The sequence below is a fragment of the Streptomyces sp. NPDC052023 genome (genome assembly GCF_044548465.1).
In the GTDB taxonomy this organism is placed as follows: Bacteria; Actinomycetota; Actinomycetes; order Streptomycetales; family Streptomycetaceae; genus Streptomyces.
This window is the reverse complement of sequence record NZ_JBIUBW010000003.1, coordinates 1-18,458: the sequence shown is the minus strand read 5'-3', so window position 1 is coordinate 18,458 and position 18,458 is coordinate 1. Positions and strand designations below refer to the sequence as shown.

The 18,458-nt window shown below is 72.3% G+C and carries 19 protein-coding genes and 1 riboswitch; of the genes, 5 read left to right on the top strand and 14 right to left on the bottom strand.

What is annotated here, in order from left to right; all coding sequences use genetic code 11:
* Positions 1–84 precede the first annotated feature (84 nt).
* From ACIHCM_RS07600 to ACIHCM_RS07575, 6 genes are all read right to left on the bottom strand, one after another.
* On the bottom strand, positions 85–660 hold the full coding sequence (locus tag ACIHCM_RS07600; protein WP_399890660.1) for a GAF domain-containing protein: 576 nt from the start codon (positions 658–660) through the stop codon (positions 85–87).
* A 61-nt stretch (positions 661–721) separates the two neighbouring features.
* Complete coding sequence (locus ACIHCM_RS07595) at positions 722–1,384, bottom strand: GTP-binding protein (protein WP_399890657.1); 663 nt, start codon at positions 1,382–1,384, stop codon at positions 722–724.
* Positions 1,362–1,733, bottom strand: coding sequence for a DUF742 domain-containing protein (locus ACIHCM_RS07590; protein ID WP_399892167.1), 372 nt, complete (start codon positions 1,731–1,733; stop codon positions 1,362–1,364). Before ACIHCM_RS07590 ends, ACIHCM_RS07595 begins: the two co-directional genes overlap by 23 nt.
* A gap of 2 nt (positions 1,734–1,735) precedes the next feature.
* Positions 1,736–2,170: a roadblock/LC7 domain-containing protein gene (locus ACIHCM_RS07585; protein WP_399890654.1), complete on the bottom strand. Its 435-nt coding sequence runs from the start codon at positions 2,168–2,170 to the stop codon at positions 1,736–1,738.
* 101 nt (positions 2,171–2,271) lie between these two features.
* The gene (locus ACIHCM_RS07580) at positions 2,272–4,515 is read right to left on the bottom strand and encodes an ATP-binding protein (RefSeq protein WP_399890651.1); all 2,244 of its coding nucleotides are present in this window, start codon (positions 4,513–4,515) and stop codon (positions 2,272–2,274) included.
* A gap of 406 nt (positions 4,516–4,921) precedes the next feature.
* Positions 4,922–5,893: an alpha/beta hydrolase gene (locus ACIHCM_RS07575; protein ID WP_399890648.1), complete on the bottom strand. Its 972-nt coding sequence runs from the start codon at positions 5,891–5,893 to the stop codon at positions 4,922–4,924.
* Positions 5,894–6,240: 347 nt separating this feature from the next.
* Here ACIHCM_RS07575 and ACIHCM_RS07570 point away from each other — a divergent pair, with 347 nt between their 5' ends.
* Together ACIHCM_RS07570 and ACIHCM_RS07565 are read left to right on the top strand one after the other, a co-directional pair.
* Complete coding sequence (locus ACIHCM_RS07570) at positions 6,241–6,678, top strand: DoxX family protein (RefSeq protein WP_399890645.1); 438 nt, start codon at positions 6,241–6,243, stop codon at positions 6,676–6,678.
* 208 nt (positions 6,679–6,886) lie between these two features.
* Positions 6,887–7,096: a hypothetical protein gene (locus ACIHCM_RS07565; RefSeq protein WP_399890642.1), complete on the top strand. Its 210-nt coding sequence runs from the start codon at positions 6,887–6,889 to the stop codon at positions 7,094–7,096.
* A gap of 43 nt (positions 7,097–7,139) precedes the next feature.
* On the opposite strand, the gene ACIHCM_RS07560 is transcribed toward ACIHCM_RS07565, so the two are convergent.
* On the bottom strand, positions 7,140–8,333 hold the full coding sequence (locus ACIHCM_RS07560) for an MBL fold metallo-hydrolase (protein ID WP_399890639.1): 1,194 nt from the start codon (positions 8,331–8,333) through the stop codon (positions 7,140–7,142).
* Positions 8,334–8,477: 144 nt separating this feature from the next.
* On the opposite strand from ACIHCM_RS07560, the gene ACIHCM_RS07555 reads away from it, so the two are divergent.
* Both ACIHCM_RS07555 and ACIHCM_RS07550 read left to right on the top strand, forming a co-directional pair.
* Entirely contained in the window at positions 8,478–9,656 is a 1,179-nt protein-coding gene (locus ACIHCM_RS07555; protein ID WP_399890636.1) for a Glu/Leu/Phe/Val dehydrogenase dimerization domain-containing protein, read from the top strand.
* 53 nt (positions 9,657–9,709) lie between these two features.
* Positions 9,710–10,327 (top strand): TetR family transcriptional regulator C-terminal domain-containing protein, encoded by a 618-nt coding sequence (locus ACIHCM_RS07550; protein WP_399890633.1) that lies wholly within the window; start codon positions 9,710–9,712, stop codon positions 10,325–10,327.
* Positions 10,328–10,363: 36 nt separating this feature from the next.
* On the opposite strand, the gene ACIHCM_RS07545 is transcribed toward ACIHCM_RS07550, so the two are convergent.
* Together ACIHCM_RS07545 and ACIHCM_RS07540 are read right to left on the bottom strand one after the other, a co-directional pair.
* Positions 10,364–11,149: an SGNH/GDSL hydrolase family protein gene (locus ACIHCM_RS07545; protein WP_399892164.1), complete on the bottom strand. Its 786-nt coding sequence runs from the start codon at positions 11,147–11,149 to the stop codon at positions 10,364–10,366.
* 232 nt (positions 11,150–11,381) lie between these two features.
* Positions 11,382–12,356 carry a LysM peptidoglycan-binding domain-containing M23 family metallopeptidase gene (locus tag ACIHCM_RS07540; protein ID WP_399890630.1) on the bottom strand — a complete coding sequence of 325 codons (975 nt, stop codon included), beginning with the start codon at positions 12,354–12,356 and terminating at the stop codon, positions 11,382–11,384.
* 4 nt (positions 12,357–12,360) lie between these two features.
* Positions 12,361–12,516, bottom strand: a riboswitch (cyclic di-AMP (ydaO/yuaA leader).
* A gap of 560 nt (positions 12,517–13,076) precedes the next feature.
* On the opposite strand from ACIHCM_RS07540, the gene ACIHCM_RS07535 reads away from it, so the two are divergent.
* A complete protein-coding gene (locus tag ACIHCM_RS07535) occupies positions 13,077–13,874 on the top strand; it encodes a tyrosine-protein phosphatase (RefSeq protein WP_399890628.1) in 798 nt (265 codons plus the stop codon).
* 3 nt (positions 13,875–13,877) lie between these two features.
* Here the strand turns inward: ACIHCM_RS07535 and ACIHCM_RS07530 are convergent, their stop codons facing one another.
* The 5 genes from ACIHCM_RS07530 to ACIHCM_RS07510 all read right to left on the bottom strand — a co-directional run.
* Positions 13,878–13,997, bottom strand: a complete 120-nt coding sequence (locus tag ACIHCM_RS07530; protein WP_399890625.1) for a DUF6126 family protein — start codon at positions 13,995–13,997, stop codon at positions 13,878–13,880.
* On the bottom strand, positions 13,994–14,614 hold the full coding sequence (locus ACIHCM_RS07525) for a helix-turn-helix domain-containing protein (RefSeq protein WP_399890622.1): 621 nt from the start codon (positions 14,612–14,614) through the stop codon (positions 13,994–13,996). The genes ACIHCM_RS07530 and ACIHCM_RS07525 overlap by 4 nt, the downstream gene beginning before the upstream one ends.
* 76 nt (positions 14,615–14,690) lie before the next feature.
* Positions 14,691–16,118 carry an aspartate aminotransferase family protein gene (locus tag ACIHCM_RS07520; protein ID WP_399890619.1) on the bottom strand — a complete coding sequence of 476 codons (1,428 nt, stop codon included), beginning with the start codon at positions 16,116–16,118 and terminating at the stop codon, positions 14,691–14,693.
* Positions 16,115–18,127, bottom strand: a complete 2,013-nt coding sequence (gene dxs, locus ACIHCM_RS07515) for a 1-deoxy-D-xylulose-5-phosphate synthase (protein WP_399890616.1) — start codon at positions 18,125–18,127, stop codon at positions 16,115–16,117. The genes ACIHCM_RS07520 and dxs overlap by 4 nt, the downstream gene beginning before the upstream one ends.
* Before the next feature lie 31 nt (positions 18,128–18,158).
* Positions 18,159–18,458, bottom strand: a 300-nt coding sequence (locus ACIHCM_RS07510; protein ID WP_399890613.1) for a flavodoxin-dependent (E)-4-hydroxy-3-methylbut-2-enyl-diphosphate synthase, incomplete at its 5' end; no start/stop codon positions are given.

Here is an 18,458-nt window from a genome sequence, read left to right as displayed (position 1 = left end):
CGTACGCCGCCGTCCTGGTCCATCGAGGATTTCTTAACCGCCGCCGCAGCTTTCCTTCACGCCTCAGGCGCCACGTTCACCTGGTCAGAGCAGAGATCCGCCGCTCAGGGGCCCGTCGAGCCGTCCGGTGAGGTCCACGGCCGCAGCCTTGATGGTCTCCAGACCGGAACGCCCCCAGGCCCGCGGGGAGACATCGGCGGCGCAGACGGTGCCGAGCACCATGCCCGTGGTGTCGATGAGCGGCGCGCCGAGGTAGGAGTGGATGCCGAACTCGTCGACGACCGGGTTTCCCGCGAAGCGCGGGTAGTCGCGGACGTCCTCGAGCACCAGCGCCTTGTGCCGGACCGCCACATGGGGGCAGAACCCGTGGTCGCGGGGCAGGAAGCGGCCCATCACCGGCCGGGTCCCGTCCTCCTTCACGACCAGCCCGACGTCGGGCGCGTGCAGGCCGGCGAAGAACTGGCCCCCCTCACCGAGGAAGTTGACCATCGCGTACGGCGCACCGGTCAGCGACGCCAGATGGCCCGCGAAGGCGTCGAGGCCGGGCTCCGGACGTTCCCCCAGGCCCAGTTGGCGCAGCCGCCGCGTTCTCGCGGGTGCCTCCTTGTCCTCGGGGGTGAGCAGCAGCCGACCGGCCGGGCGCGGCGGGTCGTACCTCATGTCCGGGTCCCGTCGCTGTGGGCGTACGTCATATGCGGCTCCGGTGCGGTGTGTGCGGTTGTCACATGTGCGCGCCGTGGCTGGGCGCGGGGGTGACGGGTGCGTGGGCGATGAGATGGCGTACGAGGGTGAGCAGGGTCTGGACTCCGGAGGCGGAGATCCGGGCGTCGCAGCACACGACGGGGATCTCCGGGTCGAGGTCGATGGCGGCGCGTACCTCCTCGGGGTCGTAGCGGTGGCCGCCGTCGAACTCGTTGACGGCGACGATGAACCCGAGTCCGCGTTCCTCGAAGAAGTCGACGGCCGCGAAGCAGTCCTCCAGTCGCCGGGTGTCGGCGAGGATCACCGCACCGAGGGCGCCCTCGCACAGCTCGTCCCACATGAACCAGAACCGCTCCTGCCCCGGCGTGCCGAAGAGGTACAGGACGTGTTCCGGGTCGAGGGTGATGCGGCCGAAGTCCATCGCCACCGTCGTCTCGACCTTGTTCTCGATGCCGTCGAGGTTGTCGGTGGCGGCGCTGACGGTGGTGAGCAGTTCCTCCGTACTGAGCGGCGCGATCTCACTGACGGCACCGACGAAGGTGGTCTTGCCGACCCCGAACCCGCCCGCGATCAGGATCTTGAGCGCGGTGGGGAACGGGTCGGCGTCGTAGCCGTCCGCGTAGCCGGGTCCGTCGTCGTGGCCGGAGTCGTAGTCGTGGTCAGAGCTGTCGTCGTAGTCCATCGAGCACTGCCTCCAGAAGGGCCCGGTCCGTGGGGTTGTGGTGGAACTCGGGGGGTTTGGTGGTGAGCACCCCGCAGTCGACGAGGTCCGACAGGAGCACCTTGGTGACCACCGCCGGCAGCATGAGGTGCGCGGCGACCTCGGCGACCGACACCGGCGCCCGGCACAGGTCGAGCGCCTGGGTGTGTTCGGGGCCGAGATAGCCGAGGGGGGTGGCTCCGGTGGCCATCACCTGCGAGATGAGGTCGAGGGCGACGCTGGGGCGGGTGCGGCCGTTGCTGACCGTGAAGGGGCGCACCAGCCGTCCGGCCGCCTCGTCGAGCCACGGCCCGTCGCCGGCCGCCGTCACGCTCAAGGCCTCATCGCCGGGGGTTCGACGGACTGCTGCCGGGGAGCGGTCACCAGGTACGGGCGGACGCTCTTGACCAGCATGGCCATCTCGTAACCGAGCACCGCGGCGTCCGCCTCGCGGCCGGCCAGCACGGCCAGGCAGGTGCCCGAGCCGGCGGTGGTGACGAACAGCAGTGTCGAGTCGAGTTCGACGACGACCTGCCGGACGTCACCGCCGTCGCCGAACCGCACCCCGGCGCTGCGGCCGAGGGAGTACAGGCCGGAGGCCAGGGCCGCCATGTGGTCGGCGCTGTCGGGGTCGAGGCCGTGGACCGACTTCACGAGCCCGTCGCAGGAGAGGAGCACCGCGCTGCTGGTGTGCGGTACGCGCTGCACGAGGCCGCTCATCAGCCAGTCGAGATCGGATACATGGCCGGTGGGGGCATCGGTCGCCATGGTGGATCGACTCCTTGGGATACGAAGGTCTGCGGGCGCGCCCGTGGGTGCGCCGGCGGTCATTGCGGTGGGGGTGGCGACGGCGGCGGCAGCAGCGGCGGTCATCCGGCTGGCCCGCTCCCGTCGTGCCGGGCGGGGTGGTCCGGGGTCATGCGGGGTGCTTGGGGCCCGTGGGACCCGTCCATGTGCCGTACGCCCGTGGGGTGTGCGTCCCTGTGCGAGGCGTCCGTGTGCGGTACGCCTGTGTGGTGTGCGTTCATGTGCGGTACGACCATGGGGAGTTGCGCCGGCCTGGGGGGAACGTCCGTGCGGCGGGCGTCCGGCGGTGAGGCCGACGGCGTGGCGGGGCGACCCAGGTGCTGGGGCTCCGGGGAGGGGCGCCCGGGATGGGAGGCCCCCAGGTGGGAGGCCCCCGGATGGGAGGTCTCCGCACGAGACGGCTCCGGTGACGGCGGCTCCAGGTGCGAATGCCCCCCGCGGGAAGGCTCCGGAGGCGACGGCTCCAGGTGGGAGGGCGCCAGGCGGGAAGGCTCCGGAGGCGACGGCTCCGGAGCGGAGAAGTCCGCGTACGGGGGCTCCGGATGCGCGGACGCCGAGTCGTCGGACCGGACCTGCTGCTGGGCCTCGGCGAGGCCGATGCCGCGCTGGAACGCCGCCATCAGACCGGGGTCGTGGCCGACGAGCTGCTCGTCCTCCTGGCGGGGCGCCGGGCCGCCGCGCAACTGCGGCACGATGTGCTGCTGGGCGCGCCGCCGGGGCAGCTGGGGCTTGCCCATGGTGCCGCGGACGGTGCCCGTGCGCGGGGCGAGTGGGGCGGCGGCGTGTCCCTCGACGGCCGGCCGGTCCTCGGGCCGGATGCCGGGCACGGCCTCGGCCGGGTTGGGCCGCTCCTCGTGGGCGCCGCGGACCGGCAGGGGCGAGGGGCTCGTGCCGGTGGGAGCGGGCGCCGACGGGGCGTCGGGCGCGGGCTGGTGATGCCGCGGGGGCGGAGGCGGAGCGGGGCGGGCGGCCTCGGGGGCGGGGGGCTGCTGCGGTGGCGCGGGGCGGGAGGTATCGGGTGCGGGGGGCTGCTGGGGCGGCGCGGGGCGGGAGGTAGCAGGGGCGGGGTGCTGCGGCGCGGGGCGGGCGGCCTCGGGCTGCTGGCTGCCGAGCAGCGCCTGCGGCACGACGAGGACCGCCTGGACGCCGCCGTAGATGTTGGTCTGCAGGCGGACGGTGATGCCGTGCCGCCGGGCCAGCTGGGAGACGACGAACAGCCCGATCCGGCCGTCCGCGAGCAGGCGGGCGACATTGACCTGGTCGGGGTCGGTGAGCAGGGCGTTCATCTTGTTCTGCTCGGCGACGGGCATCCCCAGCCCGCGGTCCTCGACCTCGACGGCGAGGCCGGAGGTGACGAGGTTGGCGCGCAGCAGCACCTGGGTGTGCGGGGCGGAGAAGACCGTGGCGTTCTCGACGAGTTCGGCCAGCAGATGGATCACGTCGGCGACGGCGTGGCCGCGCAGGGTGCCGTCGATCGGCGGCACGAGCCGCACGCGCGAGTACTGCTCGACCTCGGCGATCGCCGAGCGCAGTACCTCGGTCATGGAGACGGGGTTGCTCCACTGGCGCCGGGAGACGGCGCCGCCGAGGACGGCGAGGTTCTCGGCGTGACGGCGGATGCGGGTCGCGAGGTGGTCGACGTGGAAGAGGCCCTTGAGCAGGTCGGGGTCCTCGATCTCGTTCTCCAGGTCGTCCAGGATCGCGATCTCGCGGTGCACCAGCGACTGGAGGCGCCGGGCGAGGTTGACGAAGACCTCGAGCTTCTGTTCGCTGCCGGCCTGGCTGGAGAGCTGGGCGGCCTGCACGACGGCGGTGACGGCGCCGTCGTGCGCGCGGGCCAGATCGGCGGCGAGCAGTTCGAAGTCGTCGGCGTCCTCGGGCGGACCGCCGCGCGGCTTGCGCTGCGGTGGCGGCTCGCCTCGGCGCAACGCCTCGACGAGGGTGCGCAGATCGGCCTCCCGTCGGGCACTGCTGCGGCGCAGCGCGCCGACCCGTTCGTGCACGGCGCGCGCGGCCCGGCCGGCGGCGATCGCGGCGATCCCGATGCCGGCGAGCGTCACACAGACCGCGCAGGCGAGCACGGCCCACAGGGTGAGGCCGGTGCGGGCGCCGGTGGAGCGGACGGTGAACAGCACCGCCGCGCAGGCGCTGAGGGCGACCGCGACCGGGGGCAGTACGGCCAGTCGCAGCAACTGGGGCCGTATGTGGGCCTCGGGCAGCGAGGGAGCGGGGCGGGCGACCGGCCGTCCGTGCCGCCCGCCCTCGCGGCGGTCTGCGCGTGCGGCCGGTGCGCGGAGGTGTGACATCGGGCGTCCTCGTACTGGTCCGGCGGTCGGAAGCCGGGGCGGGGCCCGGTCTGCTCGACCCGGGCATGCGGCGGCTCGGTGCCGGCCGACGACGCCGACGAATTTCGGCCCTGCGTCGCCCGGCGGACACTCACAGTAGTCGGCAACGCATCATGTGCGGTGGGCAGTTGACAAAGTCCTACGGCAATCGTCCCGCTCTGGTATGAGGCCTCGTACGACAGACCGATAAGCGCGCCGAGGTGATGACACCCGTGTCGCACCCGATCGATCTCACCTGGTCAGATGCGGTCATGAAGCGCCCGTTCACGACATGGCCCTCCTCGCGCGCGACGAGGAGGGCCACGAGAAAGCCGGCGGCGGGCCGTCCGGCCGGCGGGAGTCCTCGGCCTGCTTCCTCTGCCGGGTCTCAGGCGGCGTGCAGCGCGGCGCGCAGGGTCGTGACGGCCATCGTGATCGCACCCTCGGCGGCGTGTGTGCCGCGCAGCGCGTTGAGCATCACGAAGTCGTGGATGGCGCCCTGGAAGCGCACAGCCGTGACCGGGACACCCGCCTCGCGGAGCTTGCTGGCGTACGCCTCGCCCTCGTCGCGCAGGACGTCCGCCTCGGCCGTGATGACCAGGGCCTTGGGCAGACCGGCGAGCTGGCCGGTGGTGGCCCGCAGCGGCGACGCGGTGATCTGCGCGCGCTCGGCCTCCTCGGTCGTGTACTGGTCCCAGAACCACTGCATGGCGTCCCGGCGCAGGAAGTAGCCGGTGGCGAACTGCCGGTAGGAACCTGTGTCGAAGCGCGCGTCCGTGACCGGGTAGAACAGCACCTGCTGCACCAACGGGACGTCACCGCGCTCCTTGGCCATCAGGGTGAGCGCCGCGGTCATGTTGCCGCCGACGGAGTCACCGGCCACCGCCAGCCGGGAACCGTCCAGCCCCTTGCTCGCGCCCTGCTGCACGACCCACTGGGCGACGGTGTAGTTCTGCTCGACGGCGACCGGGTAGCGGGCCTCGGGCGAGAGGTCGTACTCGGGGAAGACGACGGCGGCGCCGGCCCCGACGGCGAGTTCGCGGACCAGCCGGTCGTGGGTGTGGGCGTTGCCGAAGACCCAGCCGGCGCCGTGGATGTAGAGAATGACCGGCAGGGTGCCCGCGGCTCCGGCGGGCTTGACGACGCGGGCCCGGACACTGCCCGTCGGACCGCCCGCAACGGTGATCCACTCCTCGTCGATCCGCGGCTTGTCGATCTCACCGGACTGCACCTCGTCGACGGCCTTGCGCCCCTCGGCGGGAGCGAGGTCGAAGAGGTAGGGCGGATGGGCGGTGGCCTCCGCGAACGCGGCCGCCGCGGGTTCCAGTACCGGCTGCACCGGCTCGACAGCGTCGGACATGTGTGACTCCTGGAGTGTCGTGCGCCCCGCCGGTCCTTCCGGCGGGACGGCCCGGACGCCCGCGGGACGACTCCGGTGCCGTGCCTCAGCACGTTAGGACGGGCGAACGGCCGGCAATTGCCCGTGCGTGCACCGCCCGTGGCTTCACGGCGCACCGAGATGCGGCACCTGTGCGCTGTGAGGACGATTCCGGTGCACGCGGAGGAAACCGCGGTGTCCCGGCCGCCCCTAATGTTCAGGGCGTCGGCCGGGGGTCCGCGAAAAGCCTGCCGGCCCTTTCCCATGGCGCACCGGAAAGCCCACTCCGGGGTGATTCCCGGCTTCTTCTCCAGCCCACACCGTCACCCATGGCCGAATTCCCAGGCGGGACCGAGGAGTTCCGCCGGGACGGATTCCGGGGCGGCACGCTGACCGCGCTCGTCGCGGGCGGCAGTCAGATCGGCGCCGGCCTGTTCCTGGCCGCGGGGCTGCTGACGCCCCTGGCGGCCATGGCCGCGACGGGGGTGATGACGGTCGCGGCCACCGTCAAGTGGCACAAGGGGCTGTGGGTGCAGAACGACGGCTACGAGTACCCCCTGGTCCTCGTCGTGGTCTCGGCGGCGCTGGCCCTCACGGGGCCGGGCGGATGGTCCGCCGACGAGGCGCTGGGGATCTCGCCCTGGCCGGTGTGGGTCGTCGTCGTGGCGATCGTGGCCGGCCCGTCGAGCGGCCTGCTCACCCGCGTGGTGCTGCACCGTCCGTCCGCCGTACCGGAGGGCGGTCGCCGTGCGCGTCTTGCTGACTGACGCACTGCGCACGCTGGTTCCGCGCCGGGGGACCGGCACGGGCCGCTGCCTCCGCTGCTGCTGACCCTGACGGTCGTCACCGGCCTTGTCGACGCCGTGAGCTACCTCGCCCTCGGGCATGTCTTCGTGGCCAACATGACCGGCAACGTGGTCTTCCTGGGGTTTCGCGCTGGCGGGCTCGGGGGAGCTGTCGGCGCTCGCCTCCGTCGTGTCGCTCGGGGCGTTCCTCGCCGGGGCGCTGGCGGGCGGCCGGCTGGGCACGCGCTTCGCCGGCCACCGCGGCCGGCTGCTCGGCGCGGCGACGGCGGTGCAGTCGGCGCGGGTCGCGGTCACCGCGGTGGTCGCCGCGGTGACCGGCGGCCGGGTGGGCACCGGCGTCCAGTACACGCTGATCGTGTTCTTGGTCTCCGGATCGTGAGCCGCCCGTCCGTCAGGCGGGCGCCCCCGCCACCGGTCACCCGCTACCGGTCACCCGCGAAGTCGAGGTCGCCCTCGGCGGACGGTGTGGCGCCGGGGGCGGGGGTGCGCAGCCAGTGGCGGGCCACAGGTGCCGTGACCGAGCGCCACCAGGGCGCCACCGGGAGCGTGCCGCCCGGCTCGAAGGGCTCGCCGGGCCGGGGCAGCGCCACCGCCACCCCGGCCGCTCCGGCCGCGTCCTTCGTCCACTCGCCTGGCTCGGCGAAGGGGTGCGGGGCGAGATTGAAGGTCCCCCAGTGGATCGGCAGCAGCACACCCGGGCCCACGTCCCCGCCTTGCAGGTCCAGGTGCGACCTGACGCCCTCCTGGGGGGTCATGTGGATGTCCGGCCAGAACTCGCTGTAGGCGCCGATCTGGATCATCGTCGCGTCGAACGGGCCGTGGTCGGCGCCGATGTCACGGAAGCCCTCGAAGTACCCGGTGTCACCGCTGTGGAATATCCGGTGCTTCTCACCGGCCACGACCCAGGACGCCCACAGGGTGTGCTGGGTGTTGCGCAGGCCGCGGCCGCAGAAGTGGCGGGCCGGCGTGGCGGTGAGGGTGAGCCCGCCGACCTTGGCCGACTCGTGCCAGTCGAGCTCCCGCAGCCGGTCCGCGGAGACCCCCCAGTGCTCCAGGTGGGCGCCGACGCCGAGCGGCACGGCGAACAGCGTGTCCATGCCCGCCAGCGCCTTGATCGTGGGCAGGTCCAGGTGGTCGTAGTGGTCGTGCGAGATGACCACGACGTCGACCGGGCCGAGGGCCGCCAGGGGCAGCGGCGCCGGATGCAGCCGCTTGGGCCCGGCGAAGGCGAACGGGGAGCAGCGCTCGCCCCAGACGGGGTCGAAGAGCACCCGCTGTCCGTCGATCTCCGCGAGGACGCTGGAGTGGCCCAGCCAGGTCAGCCGCAGGCCGGTGGCGGGCGGCCGGGCGAGGTCGGCGGCCGTGGTGGGGTGCACCGGCACCGCACCGTGAGGCGTGCGGCGGTTGCGCGCGTCCTTGTCGAAGTAGGTCTTGGCGAACTCGAGCGTGGAACCCGAGGGCCGGATCCGCGAGGGCCCGCCGGGGTTCTGGAACACTCCGTCCTTGAAGTGCGGCGATCTGCGGATGCGCGCCATGCGCTCGCCGCTCGGCTCCACGCCGAAGGCCGCGGGCTGCAGCGCGCGGAGCCCGGAGCTCAGGGAACGGGAACCGGCCACGGTACCTCCAGGTGGAATCGGTGAGAGCTCCATTATGGTCCGCCCCACCGACACCACTCGCCGCCCGGCCCCATACTGACTCGTGATTCAGTACGTAGGCCTGCGCGCGAGCCGGGAGACACCTGCTGCCACAAGGAGCTTTCCGTGACCACCCCCCTGCTGTCGCTCACCTGGACCGACCACGTCACCGGCCGCCAGGGCTTCCTGGTCGTCGACCGCCTGGTGCGCGGCGTCGCCAGCGGCGGGCTCCGGATGCGCGCGGGCTGCACGCTGGACGAGGTCGCCGGGCTCGCCCGCGGCATGACGGTGAAGGAGGCCCTGCACTACGACCCCGAGGCCCGCTACGTCCCCCTCGGCGGCGCCAAGGGCGGCATCGACTGCGACCCCCGGGACCCGGGAGCGTACGGGTTGCTGGTGCGGTACCTGCGGGCCGTGCGGCCGTACATCGAGACGTTCTGGACCACCGGCGAGGACCTCGGTGTCACCCAGGACCTGGTGGACCGGGCCGCCGCCGAGGCAGGGCTCGTCTCGTCGATCCAGGCCGTGTATCCGCTGCTGGACGACGAGGTGGCGGCCCGCAGACGGCTCGCCGACGCCTTCGCGGTGCGGGTGGACGGGATCGGGCTGGGCGAGCTGGTCGGCGGCTGCGGGGTCGCGGAGTCCGTGCTGGCGGCCCTGGACCGGGCAGGCGTGCCGTACGCGGGCACCCGGGTCGCCGTGCAGGGCCTGGGCACCATGGGCGGCGCAACGGCACGTTTCCTCACGCGCGCGGGCCTGACCGTCGTGGCCGTCGCCGACGTCAGGGGCACGATCGCCAACCCGGCGGGGCTCGACGTCGACGCGCTGCTCGCCGCGCGGGACGCCTACGGCACGGTCGCCCGCTCGGCGCTGCGCCCCGGGGACCGCGAACTTCCCGGCGACGCCTGGCTGGCCGCCGACGCGGAGGTGCTGGTGCCGGCCGCCGTCTCCTACGCGGTCGGTGTCGCGGACCAGGAGCGCATCACCGCCCGCTGGATCGTCGAGGCCGCCAACATGCCCGTCGTCCCGGAGGCGGAGGCGCTGCTCACCGCGCGCGGGGTGGCGGTGCTGCCCGACGTGGTGGTCAACTCCGGAACGAACGCGTGGTGGTGGTGGACGTTGTTCGGCGACATCGGCGCGGACGCGGACGAGGCGTTCGCGTACACGCGGCGCTCGATGCGCGCCCTGACCGATGTGGTGCTGGCACGCGCGGAGGCCGACGGGAGCACGCCGCGTGCCGCCGCGCACGCCGTGGCCGCGGACCGGCTGCCACTGCTCGCGGAGCGCTTCGGGTCGTACCGCTGAGGGGAAGGTCACCGCCCGGCCACCGGCCGGACGTGGCCCGTTAGGGTGACGGGGTGGCGAGAGTGCGGTTGAGCGTGGCGGAGCGGCGCGAGGAGTTGTTGCGCGCCGCCGTGGAGCAGATCGAGACACGGGGCGTGGCGGCGGTGCGGATCGCCGATGTGGCCTCCGCGCTCGGTGTGAGCAACGCGCTGGTGCTGTACCACTTCTCGACGAAGGAGAGGCTGGTCGCCGCCGCGTTCGCGTACGCGGCGGAGGACGATCTCGCCCATCTGGGCAAGTTGCTCGGGCGGCGGACGACGGCACTGCGCCGGCTGCGGTCGGCGGTGCGCTGGTACGCGCCGACAGGCCCGGCCAAGGGCTGGCGGCTGTGGATCGAGGGCTGGGCGGCGGCGCTGCGCGAGCCCGCGCTGCGGGAGGTCACCCGGGACCTCGACAAGCGGTGGAAGGCGGCGATCGCCGAGGTCATCGCCGAGGGTGTGGCGGCCGGCGAGTTCCACTGCCCGGACCCCATGGGCTCGGCCCTGCGCCTGACCGCCCTGCTCGACGGGCTGGCCGTGCAGATCACGTCCTACGCGGGAGCGGTCTCCCGCGCGCGTGCCCAGGAGTGGGTGGACGAGGCGCTGGCCCGGGAGCTGGGGCTGACGGAGGTGCCGGCGGCCGGGCGGCGCTGAGCCGCCGGCGATCCGTCGCCCTGTGCACCGAACGCCTCAAGCCACCGACGCGATCCGCATCTTGATGTCGTCCGGCGACAGCATGCCCTTGGCCGTGACGTGGTCGCCGGAGGACTGACCGCGCAGCCGCCGGCCGATCCACGGCACCAGGTACTCACGCGCCCAGTACACGTCGTCCCGGCGCACGTCGAGGGTGCCCCGCGGCGGAAGCGGCGGCCAGGGCTGCTCCGGGTCGGCGGGGACGGCGAGGCGTAGGGCCTGACCGGCGCGCAGCGCCACCCGCGTGTGCCCCTCGGGAGACAGGTGCAGCCGGTCGTGGTCCCACGCTCGGCGGTCCTGGACGGACTTGAGCGACCACAGGTCGAGCACCGGGCAGCCGTACCGGTCGGCGATGGCCCGCACATGGCCGTTGTAGGTGGCGATCTTGCCGCGCAGATGCCTGAGCACGGGGACGCCCCGGGTGTCGAAACCGGTCGTCACCAGGACGGTGCCGACGGCGGCGGTCAGCGCGGCGACCGCCGTCTCGAAGCGCTCGGCCACGTCGTCGGGGTCGGTGCCCGGGCGGATGATGTCGTTGCCGCCGGCGCAGAACGACACCAGGTCCGGCCTGAGTTCGACGGCCCTCGGGATCTGTTCCGCCACGATCTGGTCGAGCAGCCTGCCGCGCACGGCGAGATTGGTGTACTGGAAGTCGCCCTCGGGACGGCGGTCCGCGAGCAGTACGGCGAACCGGTCGGCCCAGCCGACGAACGCCCCGTCGGGGCCGGGGTCGCCGACGCCCTCGGTGAAGCTGTCCCCCACCGCCACGTACGACCCGATCACTGATCTGCTGTCACTCTTCGAATCGTCTGCCACGTCGGGACATGATTCCCCTTCGAATGTGACCTACGCGACCGTAGGAAGGGGTTGACGGACGGTGAGAAAGGCCACGGCCAAAGGATTGGTCAACTGCGGAATAACGCCGTAGGCCCGCAACGACCGCAGGCACCGAACGCACCGAAGGCCGGACCCGGGGATCGGGGTCCGGCCTTCGGTGGCGTGAGCGGCGCGTGCGTCAGCCGATCGAGACGCCCTTGGAGGCGAGGTAGGCGACCGGGTCGACGTCCGAGCCGTAGTCCGGCGTGGTGCGGATCTCGAAGTGCAGGTGCGGGCCCGTGGAGTTGCCGGTCGAACCGGAGAGGCCGATCTGCTGGCCCGCGGTCACGCTCTGGCCGCTGGCGACGGAGAGCGAGGACAGGTGGGCGTACTGGGCGTAGTAGCCGTCGGCGAGCTTGATGACGACCTGGTTTCCGTACGCGCCGGCCCAGCCCGCGGAGACGACCGTGCCCGCGCCGACGGCCTTCAGCGGGGTGCCGGTCGCGGCGGCGAAGTCGACGCCCGTGTGGTAGCCGCTGGACCACATGCTGCCTGCCACGCGGTAGGCGGTACCGACGCCGGCGCCGTCCACGGGGGCGGAGAAGCCGGTGGAGGTGGCGGTCTCCGCGGCCTGGGTGGAGGCCGGGGCCTCGGACGTGTTCGCCGCGGCTTCGGACGCGTTCGAGGACTGCGACGCCTCGGTCGTGGCCGGCGATGCGGCCGGGGCGGAGGGAGCGGCGGCGGACGGCGCGGTCGGCTGCTTACCGCCGCTCGCCGCTGCCTTCGCGCCGATCGTGAGCTTCAGACCGGGGTGGATGAGCGACGGGTCCTGACCCACCGCCTCACGGTTGTCCTCGTAGAGCCGCTGCCAGCCACCGCTGACGTTCTGCTCGTCGGCGATCTTCGAGAGGTAGTCGCCGACCTTCACCGAATACGTCCGCACACCGGCCTTCTTGGCGGTGGACTGCTTTTCGGCGGACTGCTGCTGCACTGCCGTCTTTTGGACCGGGACCGACTGAACGGCCTTCTCCGCGGCGGACTGGGGGGTGGCGGCGTGGGCGCCGGCGGCCCCCATCAGCGGGAGGGCGAGTGCGGCGCCACCGGTTCCGGCGACGGCGATGGAACGGGTGAAGCGCTGGGTCTTCGGACGGCGGTGCTTACCCTTCGCGGGCATGGCGAATTCCTCTCCGGCGCCTGCGAGGTGAGCTGTCGGGTGCGGACTGGAGATGTCCGGCCGCGTCGGGACGAGGCTTTACCCCGAGCCGTTCCGGGAACCGGAACAGGCAACTACCTGTGGGTCCCCCGCTCCTGCCGAACACGGGTGGGTTTGCGCGGGCACCGGGCGGCGGCAGGATTAGGCGTCCGCCCGGATCGGTGTGGAACGTAAGCGACCGCGACGCAACGGGACAAGCAAGAGGTTCCGCCGGAACGCCGTTTTCGTGATCCGTTCACCCGAATTCCGGTCACACTCCGTGCATCGGAGAGCGTGTGATTTCCGTAAACGCCCTTAAAAGGCACGTGAATTACACATGCATGACAAACGACGCTCGGTCACGGATATGACGCTGCTCACGTGACCCTGCTCCAGGTTTCCTTATTTGAGAGAGAGTTGGAAAGAAGGGCCTAATTCGGACAGACAGCCTAGATGGGATTCTTGGAGGAAAAACAGTCACACCCGGTTCAGGATGCGGCCCCCGTCGCACCATGAAGACATCCCGCGCATTTCGCCCGATTCGCCACATTGGTACAGCGCTGTCGGGTGTACGGCTCGCGGGCGCAGTTCGTGCTCCCCTGACCGCCTCAGGACAACTCATGGCCGGGGAAATCCGTGTCGTATCGTCAAGACGTGCCCGTCGACGAGCCGCGCCGACGGGGCCGATGGGAGGGAGCCCCCGTGACGCAGCACGTGCCGTCGACCGAGCCCGAACTGGCCGGAGTGCGCAACTTCCGTGACGTGGGCGGACTGCCGACGGTGGACGGGCGCAGGGTGCGGCAGGGAGTGCTGTTCCGCAGCGGCCACCTCGCCCACGCGACCGCGCAGGACGCCACGTTCCTCGCCTCACTGGGGCTGCACACGATCTTCGACTTCCGTAACGCCGCGGACCAGAGGCTGGAGGGCCCGGACATCGAGCTGCCGGGTGTGCGCAACGTCAACCTGCCGCTGTCCGACCCGGCGGACGGCGCGGAGTTCTGGAAGATGGTCCGGGACGGCGACGTGGAGCAGCTGCGGGAGGTCCTGGCCGACGGCAGGGCCGCGGACCGGATGGTCACCTCGTACCGCATGATCGTCAAGGAGCGCACCGCCGAGCACTCCCAGGTGCTGCACGCGATCGCCGAGGACAGCGTCCCCGCGCTGATGCACTGCGCGGCGGGCAAGGACCGCGCCGGGCTGTCGATCGCCGTCACGCTGCTCGCGCTGGGTGTGGAGCGCGAGGCGATCCTCGCCGACTACCTGGAGTCCAACGCCAAGCACCGCCGCTACAAGGTGCACCGGGGCGGCAGCTCCGCCTCGGCGTACTCCCCGGAGGTCATGGAGCTGCTCAGCCCGCTCTTCGACGCGCGCGCCGAGTATCTGACGGCGGCGTTCGAGACCGTCGAGGAGACCTGGGGCGACGTCGACACCTACCTGGCGCAGGGGCTCGGCGTAGCCCCCGGGACCCGGGAACGACTGCGCGAGCGCCTGCTCGACTGACCTCTACTTGGCGCCGACCTCGAAAAGCAGATAGAGGAAGCCGGCGAAGAGGTGTCCCGCCACGAGGTAGATGACGAACCGGACCCAGATACCCCGGGGAATCTTCCCCTCGGTGTCTCTCATGGCATGTCTCCCGTGGTAGGGCCGAGGCAGAGCGCGGCCGTGGGGCTCTGCAGCAGGGTGTGGACGAAGAGGAGGTCGACCCCGCCCGGGTCCTCGGCGGCGATGCGGTGCGGGGTCAGGGAGTCGAAGTGGGCGCTGTCGCCCGGGCCGAGCCGGTGCGCGGCATCCCCGAGGCGCAGCCGCAGCCGTCCCTGGAGGACGTACAGCCACTCCTCACCGGCGTGCACCCGCACGATGTCGCCCTGCGAGCCGTAGGGCACATGCACCCGCAGGGCCTGCATGCCCCGCCCGGAGGCGCCCGCCTGCCAGTACGTCCAGCCGCCGGCGCCGCTCGGCTCCATGTCGGCGGCCCGCACGACGGCGTCCCGGTCGGCGACCGTCTCGCCGAGCAGCTCCGAGACGGTCGTACCGTAGATACGGGCGAGGGCCAGCAGCATCGGCAGCGACGGCTGGCGCTGCCCGGTCTCCAGCCGGGACAGATGGGCGGGCGAGAGCCCGGCCGAGCGAGCGGCGGCCTCCAGGGTGAGGGAGGCGCGCCGGCGCAGTTCGCGGAGTTGCGGGGCGACGGCCGGCAGCGACACGGCCGGCTCGGCCCCGGGCTCGGAAGAGGAGCTCATGGCTCCATTCAGCCGGACGATTGCCTCAGGGGCAAATTGTTTGCCTCAGAGGCAAGGCCCGCCGAACCCCCCGGCGTCAGCGGTGGGCCACCGCCTGCTTCACGAGCGTCCTGCCGAAGTCCCACATCAGTCCGCCGCCGCTGTGCGCCTCGTCCATCACGGCCGTGAAGGCCTCCACGAACCGGTCCACCTCCCGCTCCCCGATGATCAGCGGTGGGATCAGCTTGATCACCTCCAGGTGGTCGCCGGAGACCTGGGTGAGGATCCGGTGCCGCTGGAGCAGCGGGACGACGACCATCTGCGCGAAGAGCCCCTTGCGTGCGGCCTGGAGCATGGCCCAGCGGCTGCGCAGCTTCAGCGACCGGGGCCGGCCGAACTCGATGCCGATCATCAGTCCACGGCCACGCACGTCCGCGAGCAGTTCGTACTTGCCGACCAGCGCGGCCAGCCGGGACCTGAGCAGGTCGCCCGTGGCACGGGCGCCCGCGACGACCCGCTCGCTCTCCATGACGGACAGCACCGCGAGACCGGCCGCCATGGCCTGGGCGTTGGAGCCGAAGCTGGCCGAGTGGACCAGCACCCGGTCCATCGACGAGTAGACCTTCTTGAAGATCCAGTCCTTGCCGAGCGTGGCACCCACCGGCACATATCCGCCGGAGAGTGCCTTCGCGACGCAGACCAGGTCGGGCTCGACGCCCTCCTCGTGCTGGTACGCGTAGAAGTCGCCGGTGCGGCCCAGGCCCGTCTGCACCTCGTCCGCGATGAGCAGCGCCTTGTGCCGGTGCAGCAGCTCCTGCGCGGCCCGCAGGTAGCCGGGCGGGGCCTCGTGCACGCCCTTGCCCTGGATCGGTTCCACGATCAGCGCGGCGACGTCGCCCTTCTTCAGCTCCCGTGCCAGCGCGTCGAGATCGCCGAGCGCCACCGCGGTGTCCGGCAGCAGGGGGGCGAAACCGTCCCGGAAGCCCGACTCGCCGTTCACGGACAGTGAGCCGGTGGTCAGGCCGTGGAAGGCGTGCGCGCAGTACAGGACCCTGGGCCGGCCGGTGACGAACCGGGCGAACTTCAGCGCGGTCTCCACCGCCTCCGTGCCGCTGTTGCCGAAGAACACCCGGTCCAGGTGCGGGCTGTGGGCGAGCAGCCGCTCGGCGAGCAGTCCGGGCAGCGGCTGGCAGTCGAACCGGGTGAGGTCGGCGAGCTGCGCGTCCAGGACGTCGTGCAGGGCCTTGCGGACGACGGGGTGATGGCGCCCCAGGCCCATCACCCCGAAGCCGGCCAGCATGTCCAGGTAGTCGCCGCCGTCCGCGTCCCAGAAGTAGGCGCCCTCGGCCCGCACGTAGACCTTGTCGAAGCCGATGGTGTGCAGCATGCGCGGCAGCTGGTGGTTGAGGTGCCGGGCGTGCAGTTCGTAGCGCTCGGCCCCGCGCTCGGCGAGCAGCGCGCCGAGGTCGAAGGCGCCGCCGGGCACCGGCTCCGGCGCTGGGGTGGCGGGTTCCGCGGTGGTCATGGGTGGGTCTCCTTGGACAGCGGTTCCCCGGCGGCGGTCGCCCTGGTGGGCTGCTCCGGCACCGGTACGACGGCCCCCCTGGAGGGCTGCTGCGGTGCGGCGCGCTCCCGGCCGGCACCGGCGCCCTGCCGGGACCGCTCCTGGCGTACGGCAAGGCTCGCGCCGATCCGCCCGGCGATCTCGACCGGTGTGAGACCGATGTCGGCGAGTACCTCACCCCGCTTGGCGTGCGCCAGGAACTGCTCCGGGATGCCGAACCTCCGGACCGGCACATCCACGTCGGCGTCGCCCAGCGCCAGCGCCACGGCGGCACCGACCCCCGCCGCCCGGCTGTTGTCCTCGACCACGGCCACCAGCCGGTGCTCGGCGGCCAGGCCGGGCAGCGCGGGGTCCACGGGCTTGACCCACCGTGGGTCCACCACCGTGCAGCCGATCCCCCGGGCCTGGAGCAGCTCGGCGGCCTGCAGGCACACCGGCGCCATCACGCCCACCGCGACGAACAGCACCTCGGGTGCCCCGGCCCGGTGCAGTACGTCGATGCCGCCCACCCGGTCGACCGCCGGGACGCGCGGCCCCACGGACTCCTTGGGGAACCGCACCAGCGTGGGCGCGTCGTCGACGGCGACCGCCTCCCGTAGCTGCGCCCGCAGCTGGTCGGCGTCACGCGGCGCCGCGATCCGCAGCCCGGGCACGACCTGGAGGATCGACATGTCCCACATGCCGTTGTGCGAGGCCCCGTCGACTCCGGTCACCCCGGCCCGGTCCAGGACGAAGGTCACCCCGCAGCGGTGCAGCGCCACGTCCATCAGGAGCTGGTCGAAGGCGCGGTTGAGGAAGGTGGCGTAGACGGCGACGACCGGGTGCAGTCCGCCGGTGGCGAGACCGGCCGCGGAGACGGCGGCGTGCTGCTCGGCGATCCCGACGTCCCACACGCGGTCCGGGAAGCGCTCCGCGAACCTGCCCAGTCCCACCGGGTGCAGCATGGCCGCCGTGATCGCCACGACGTCCTCCCGCTCCTCCCCGATCCTCACGATCTCGTCCCCGAACACCGAGGTCCAGGACGGCGCGCCCGCGGGAGCCAGCGGCTCGCAGGTCAGCGGGTCCATCACACCGACGGTGTGGAAGTGGTCCTCCTCGTGCGCGAGGGCGGGTTCGTAGCCACGCCCCTTCTCGGTGAGGCAGTGCACCAGCACCGGCCCGTGGAAGCGCTTCGCGCGCCGCAGCGCCGACTCGACGGCCTTCACGTCGTGTCCGTCGATCGGCCCGACGTACTTCAGGCCGAGGTCCTCGAACATCCCCTGCGGCGCGAAGGCGTCCTTGAAGCCCTTCTTGGCGCCGTGCAGCGCCTCGTAGAGGGTGTGCCCGACCAGGGGCGTGCCCTGGAGCACGTCCTTGCCCCAGGCCAGCACCCTCTCGTACGAGTCGGTGGTGCGCAGCGCCGCGAGGTGGTTGGCGAGGCCGCCGATGGTGGGGGCGTACGAGCGCTCGTTGTCGTTGACGACGATGATCAGCGGCCGGTTCCTGGCGGCCGCGATGTTGTTCAGCGCCTCCCAGGCCATTCCGCCGGTCAGCGCGCCGTCACCGATCACCGCGACGACATGGCCCTGCTCCCCCTGCACCTGGCGCGCCTTGGCGAGCCCGTCGGCCCAGCCGAGCGCGGTGGAGGCGTGGGAGTTCTCGATGACGTCGTGCTCGGACTCCTCGCGCGAGGGATAGCCGGACAGTCCGCCCTTGCCGCGCAGCTTGGAGAAGTCCTGACGCCCTGTCAGCAGTTTGTGTACGTAGCTCTGGTGGCCGGTGTCCCACAGGATGCGGTCGACCGGGGACTCGAAGACCCGGTGGAGCGCGAGGGACAGTTCGACCACGCCCAGATTCGGCCCGAGGTGGCCGCCGGTTCTGGCGACCGCGTGCACCAGGAATTCCCTGATCTCTTCGGACAGTTCGCCAAGTTGCGCCTCGGACAGCGCCTTCAGGTCACGTGGTCCCCGGATGTTCTCCAGAATCGTCACGCTCGGGCCCCCTCTCGGTCCGTGCCTCGTGTCAGCTCACAGTCACTGCCGGCTTCCCCGTGCCGGCGGGGGCGTCCGTCGCCGCCCCGTCCGCCTCCATCTGCTCGGCCAGCTTCATGGCCTCTTCGATCAGCGTCTCGACGATCTTGGACTCGGGAACGGTCTTGATGACCTCGCCCTTGACGAAGATCTGCCCCTTGCCGTTGCCGGAGGCCACGCCGAGGTCCGCCTCGCGGGCCTCACCGGGACCGTTCACCACGCAGCCCATGACCGCCACCCGCAGCGGGACCTCCATGCCGGTCAGACCCGCCGTGACCTCCTCGGCCAGCTT

Excerpts from the sequence above, each read along its gene's own strand:
- ACIHCM_RS07540 (WP_399890630.1), bottom strand. The coding sequence starts at position 12,356 with ATGCCCGCGAAGGGTAAGCACCGCCGTCCGAAGACCCAGCGCTTCACC.
- ACIHCM_RS07595 (WP_399890657.1), bottom strand. The coding sequence starts at position 1,384 with ATGGACTACGACGACAGCTCTGACCACGACTACGACTCCGGCCACGAC.
- ACIHCM_RS07585 (WP_399890654.1), bottom strand. The coding sequence starts at position 2,170 with ATGGCGACCGATGCCCCCACCGGCCATGTATCCGATCTCGACTGGCTG.
- ACIHCM_RS07580 (WP_399890651.1), bottom strand. The coding sequence starts at position 4,515 with ATGTCACACCTCCGCGCACCGGCCGCACGCGCAGACCGCCGCGAGGGC.
- ACIHCM_RS07530 (WP_399890625.1), bottom strand. The coding sequence starts at position 13,997 with ATGAGAGACACCGAGGGGAAGATTCCCCGGGGTATCTGGGTCCGGTTC.
- ACIHCM_RS07600 (WP_399890660.1), bottom strand. The coding sequence starts at position 660 with ATGAGGTACGACCCGCCGCGCCCGGCCGGTCGGCTGCTGCTCACCCCC.
- ACIHCM_RS07575 (WP_399890648.1), bottom strand. The coding sequence starts at position 5,893 with ATGTCCGACGCTGTCGAGCCGGTGCAGCCGGTACTGGAACCCGCGGCG.
- ACIHCM_RS07520 (WP_399890619.1), bottom strand. The coding sequence starts at position 16,118 with ATGACCACCGCGGAACCCGCCACCCCAGCGCCGGAGCCGGTGCCCGGC.
- ACIHCM_RS07570 (WP_399890645.1), top strand. The coding sequence starts at position 6,241 with ATGGCCGAATTCCCAGGCGGGACCGAGGAGTTCCGCCGGGACGGATTC.
- ACIHCM_RS07525 (WP_399890622.1), bottom strand. The coding sequence starts at position 14,614 with ATGAGCTCCTCTTCCGAGCCCGGGGCCGAGCCGGCCGTGTCGCTGCCG.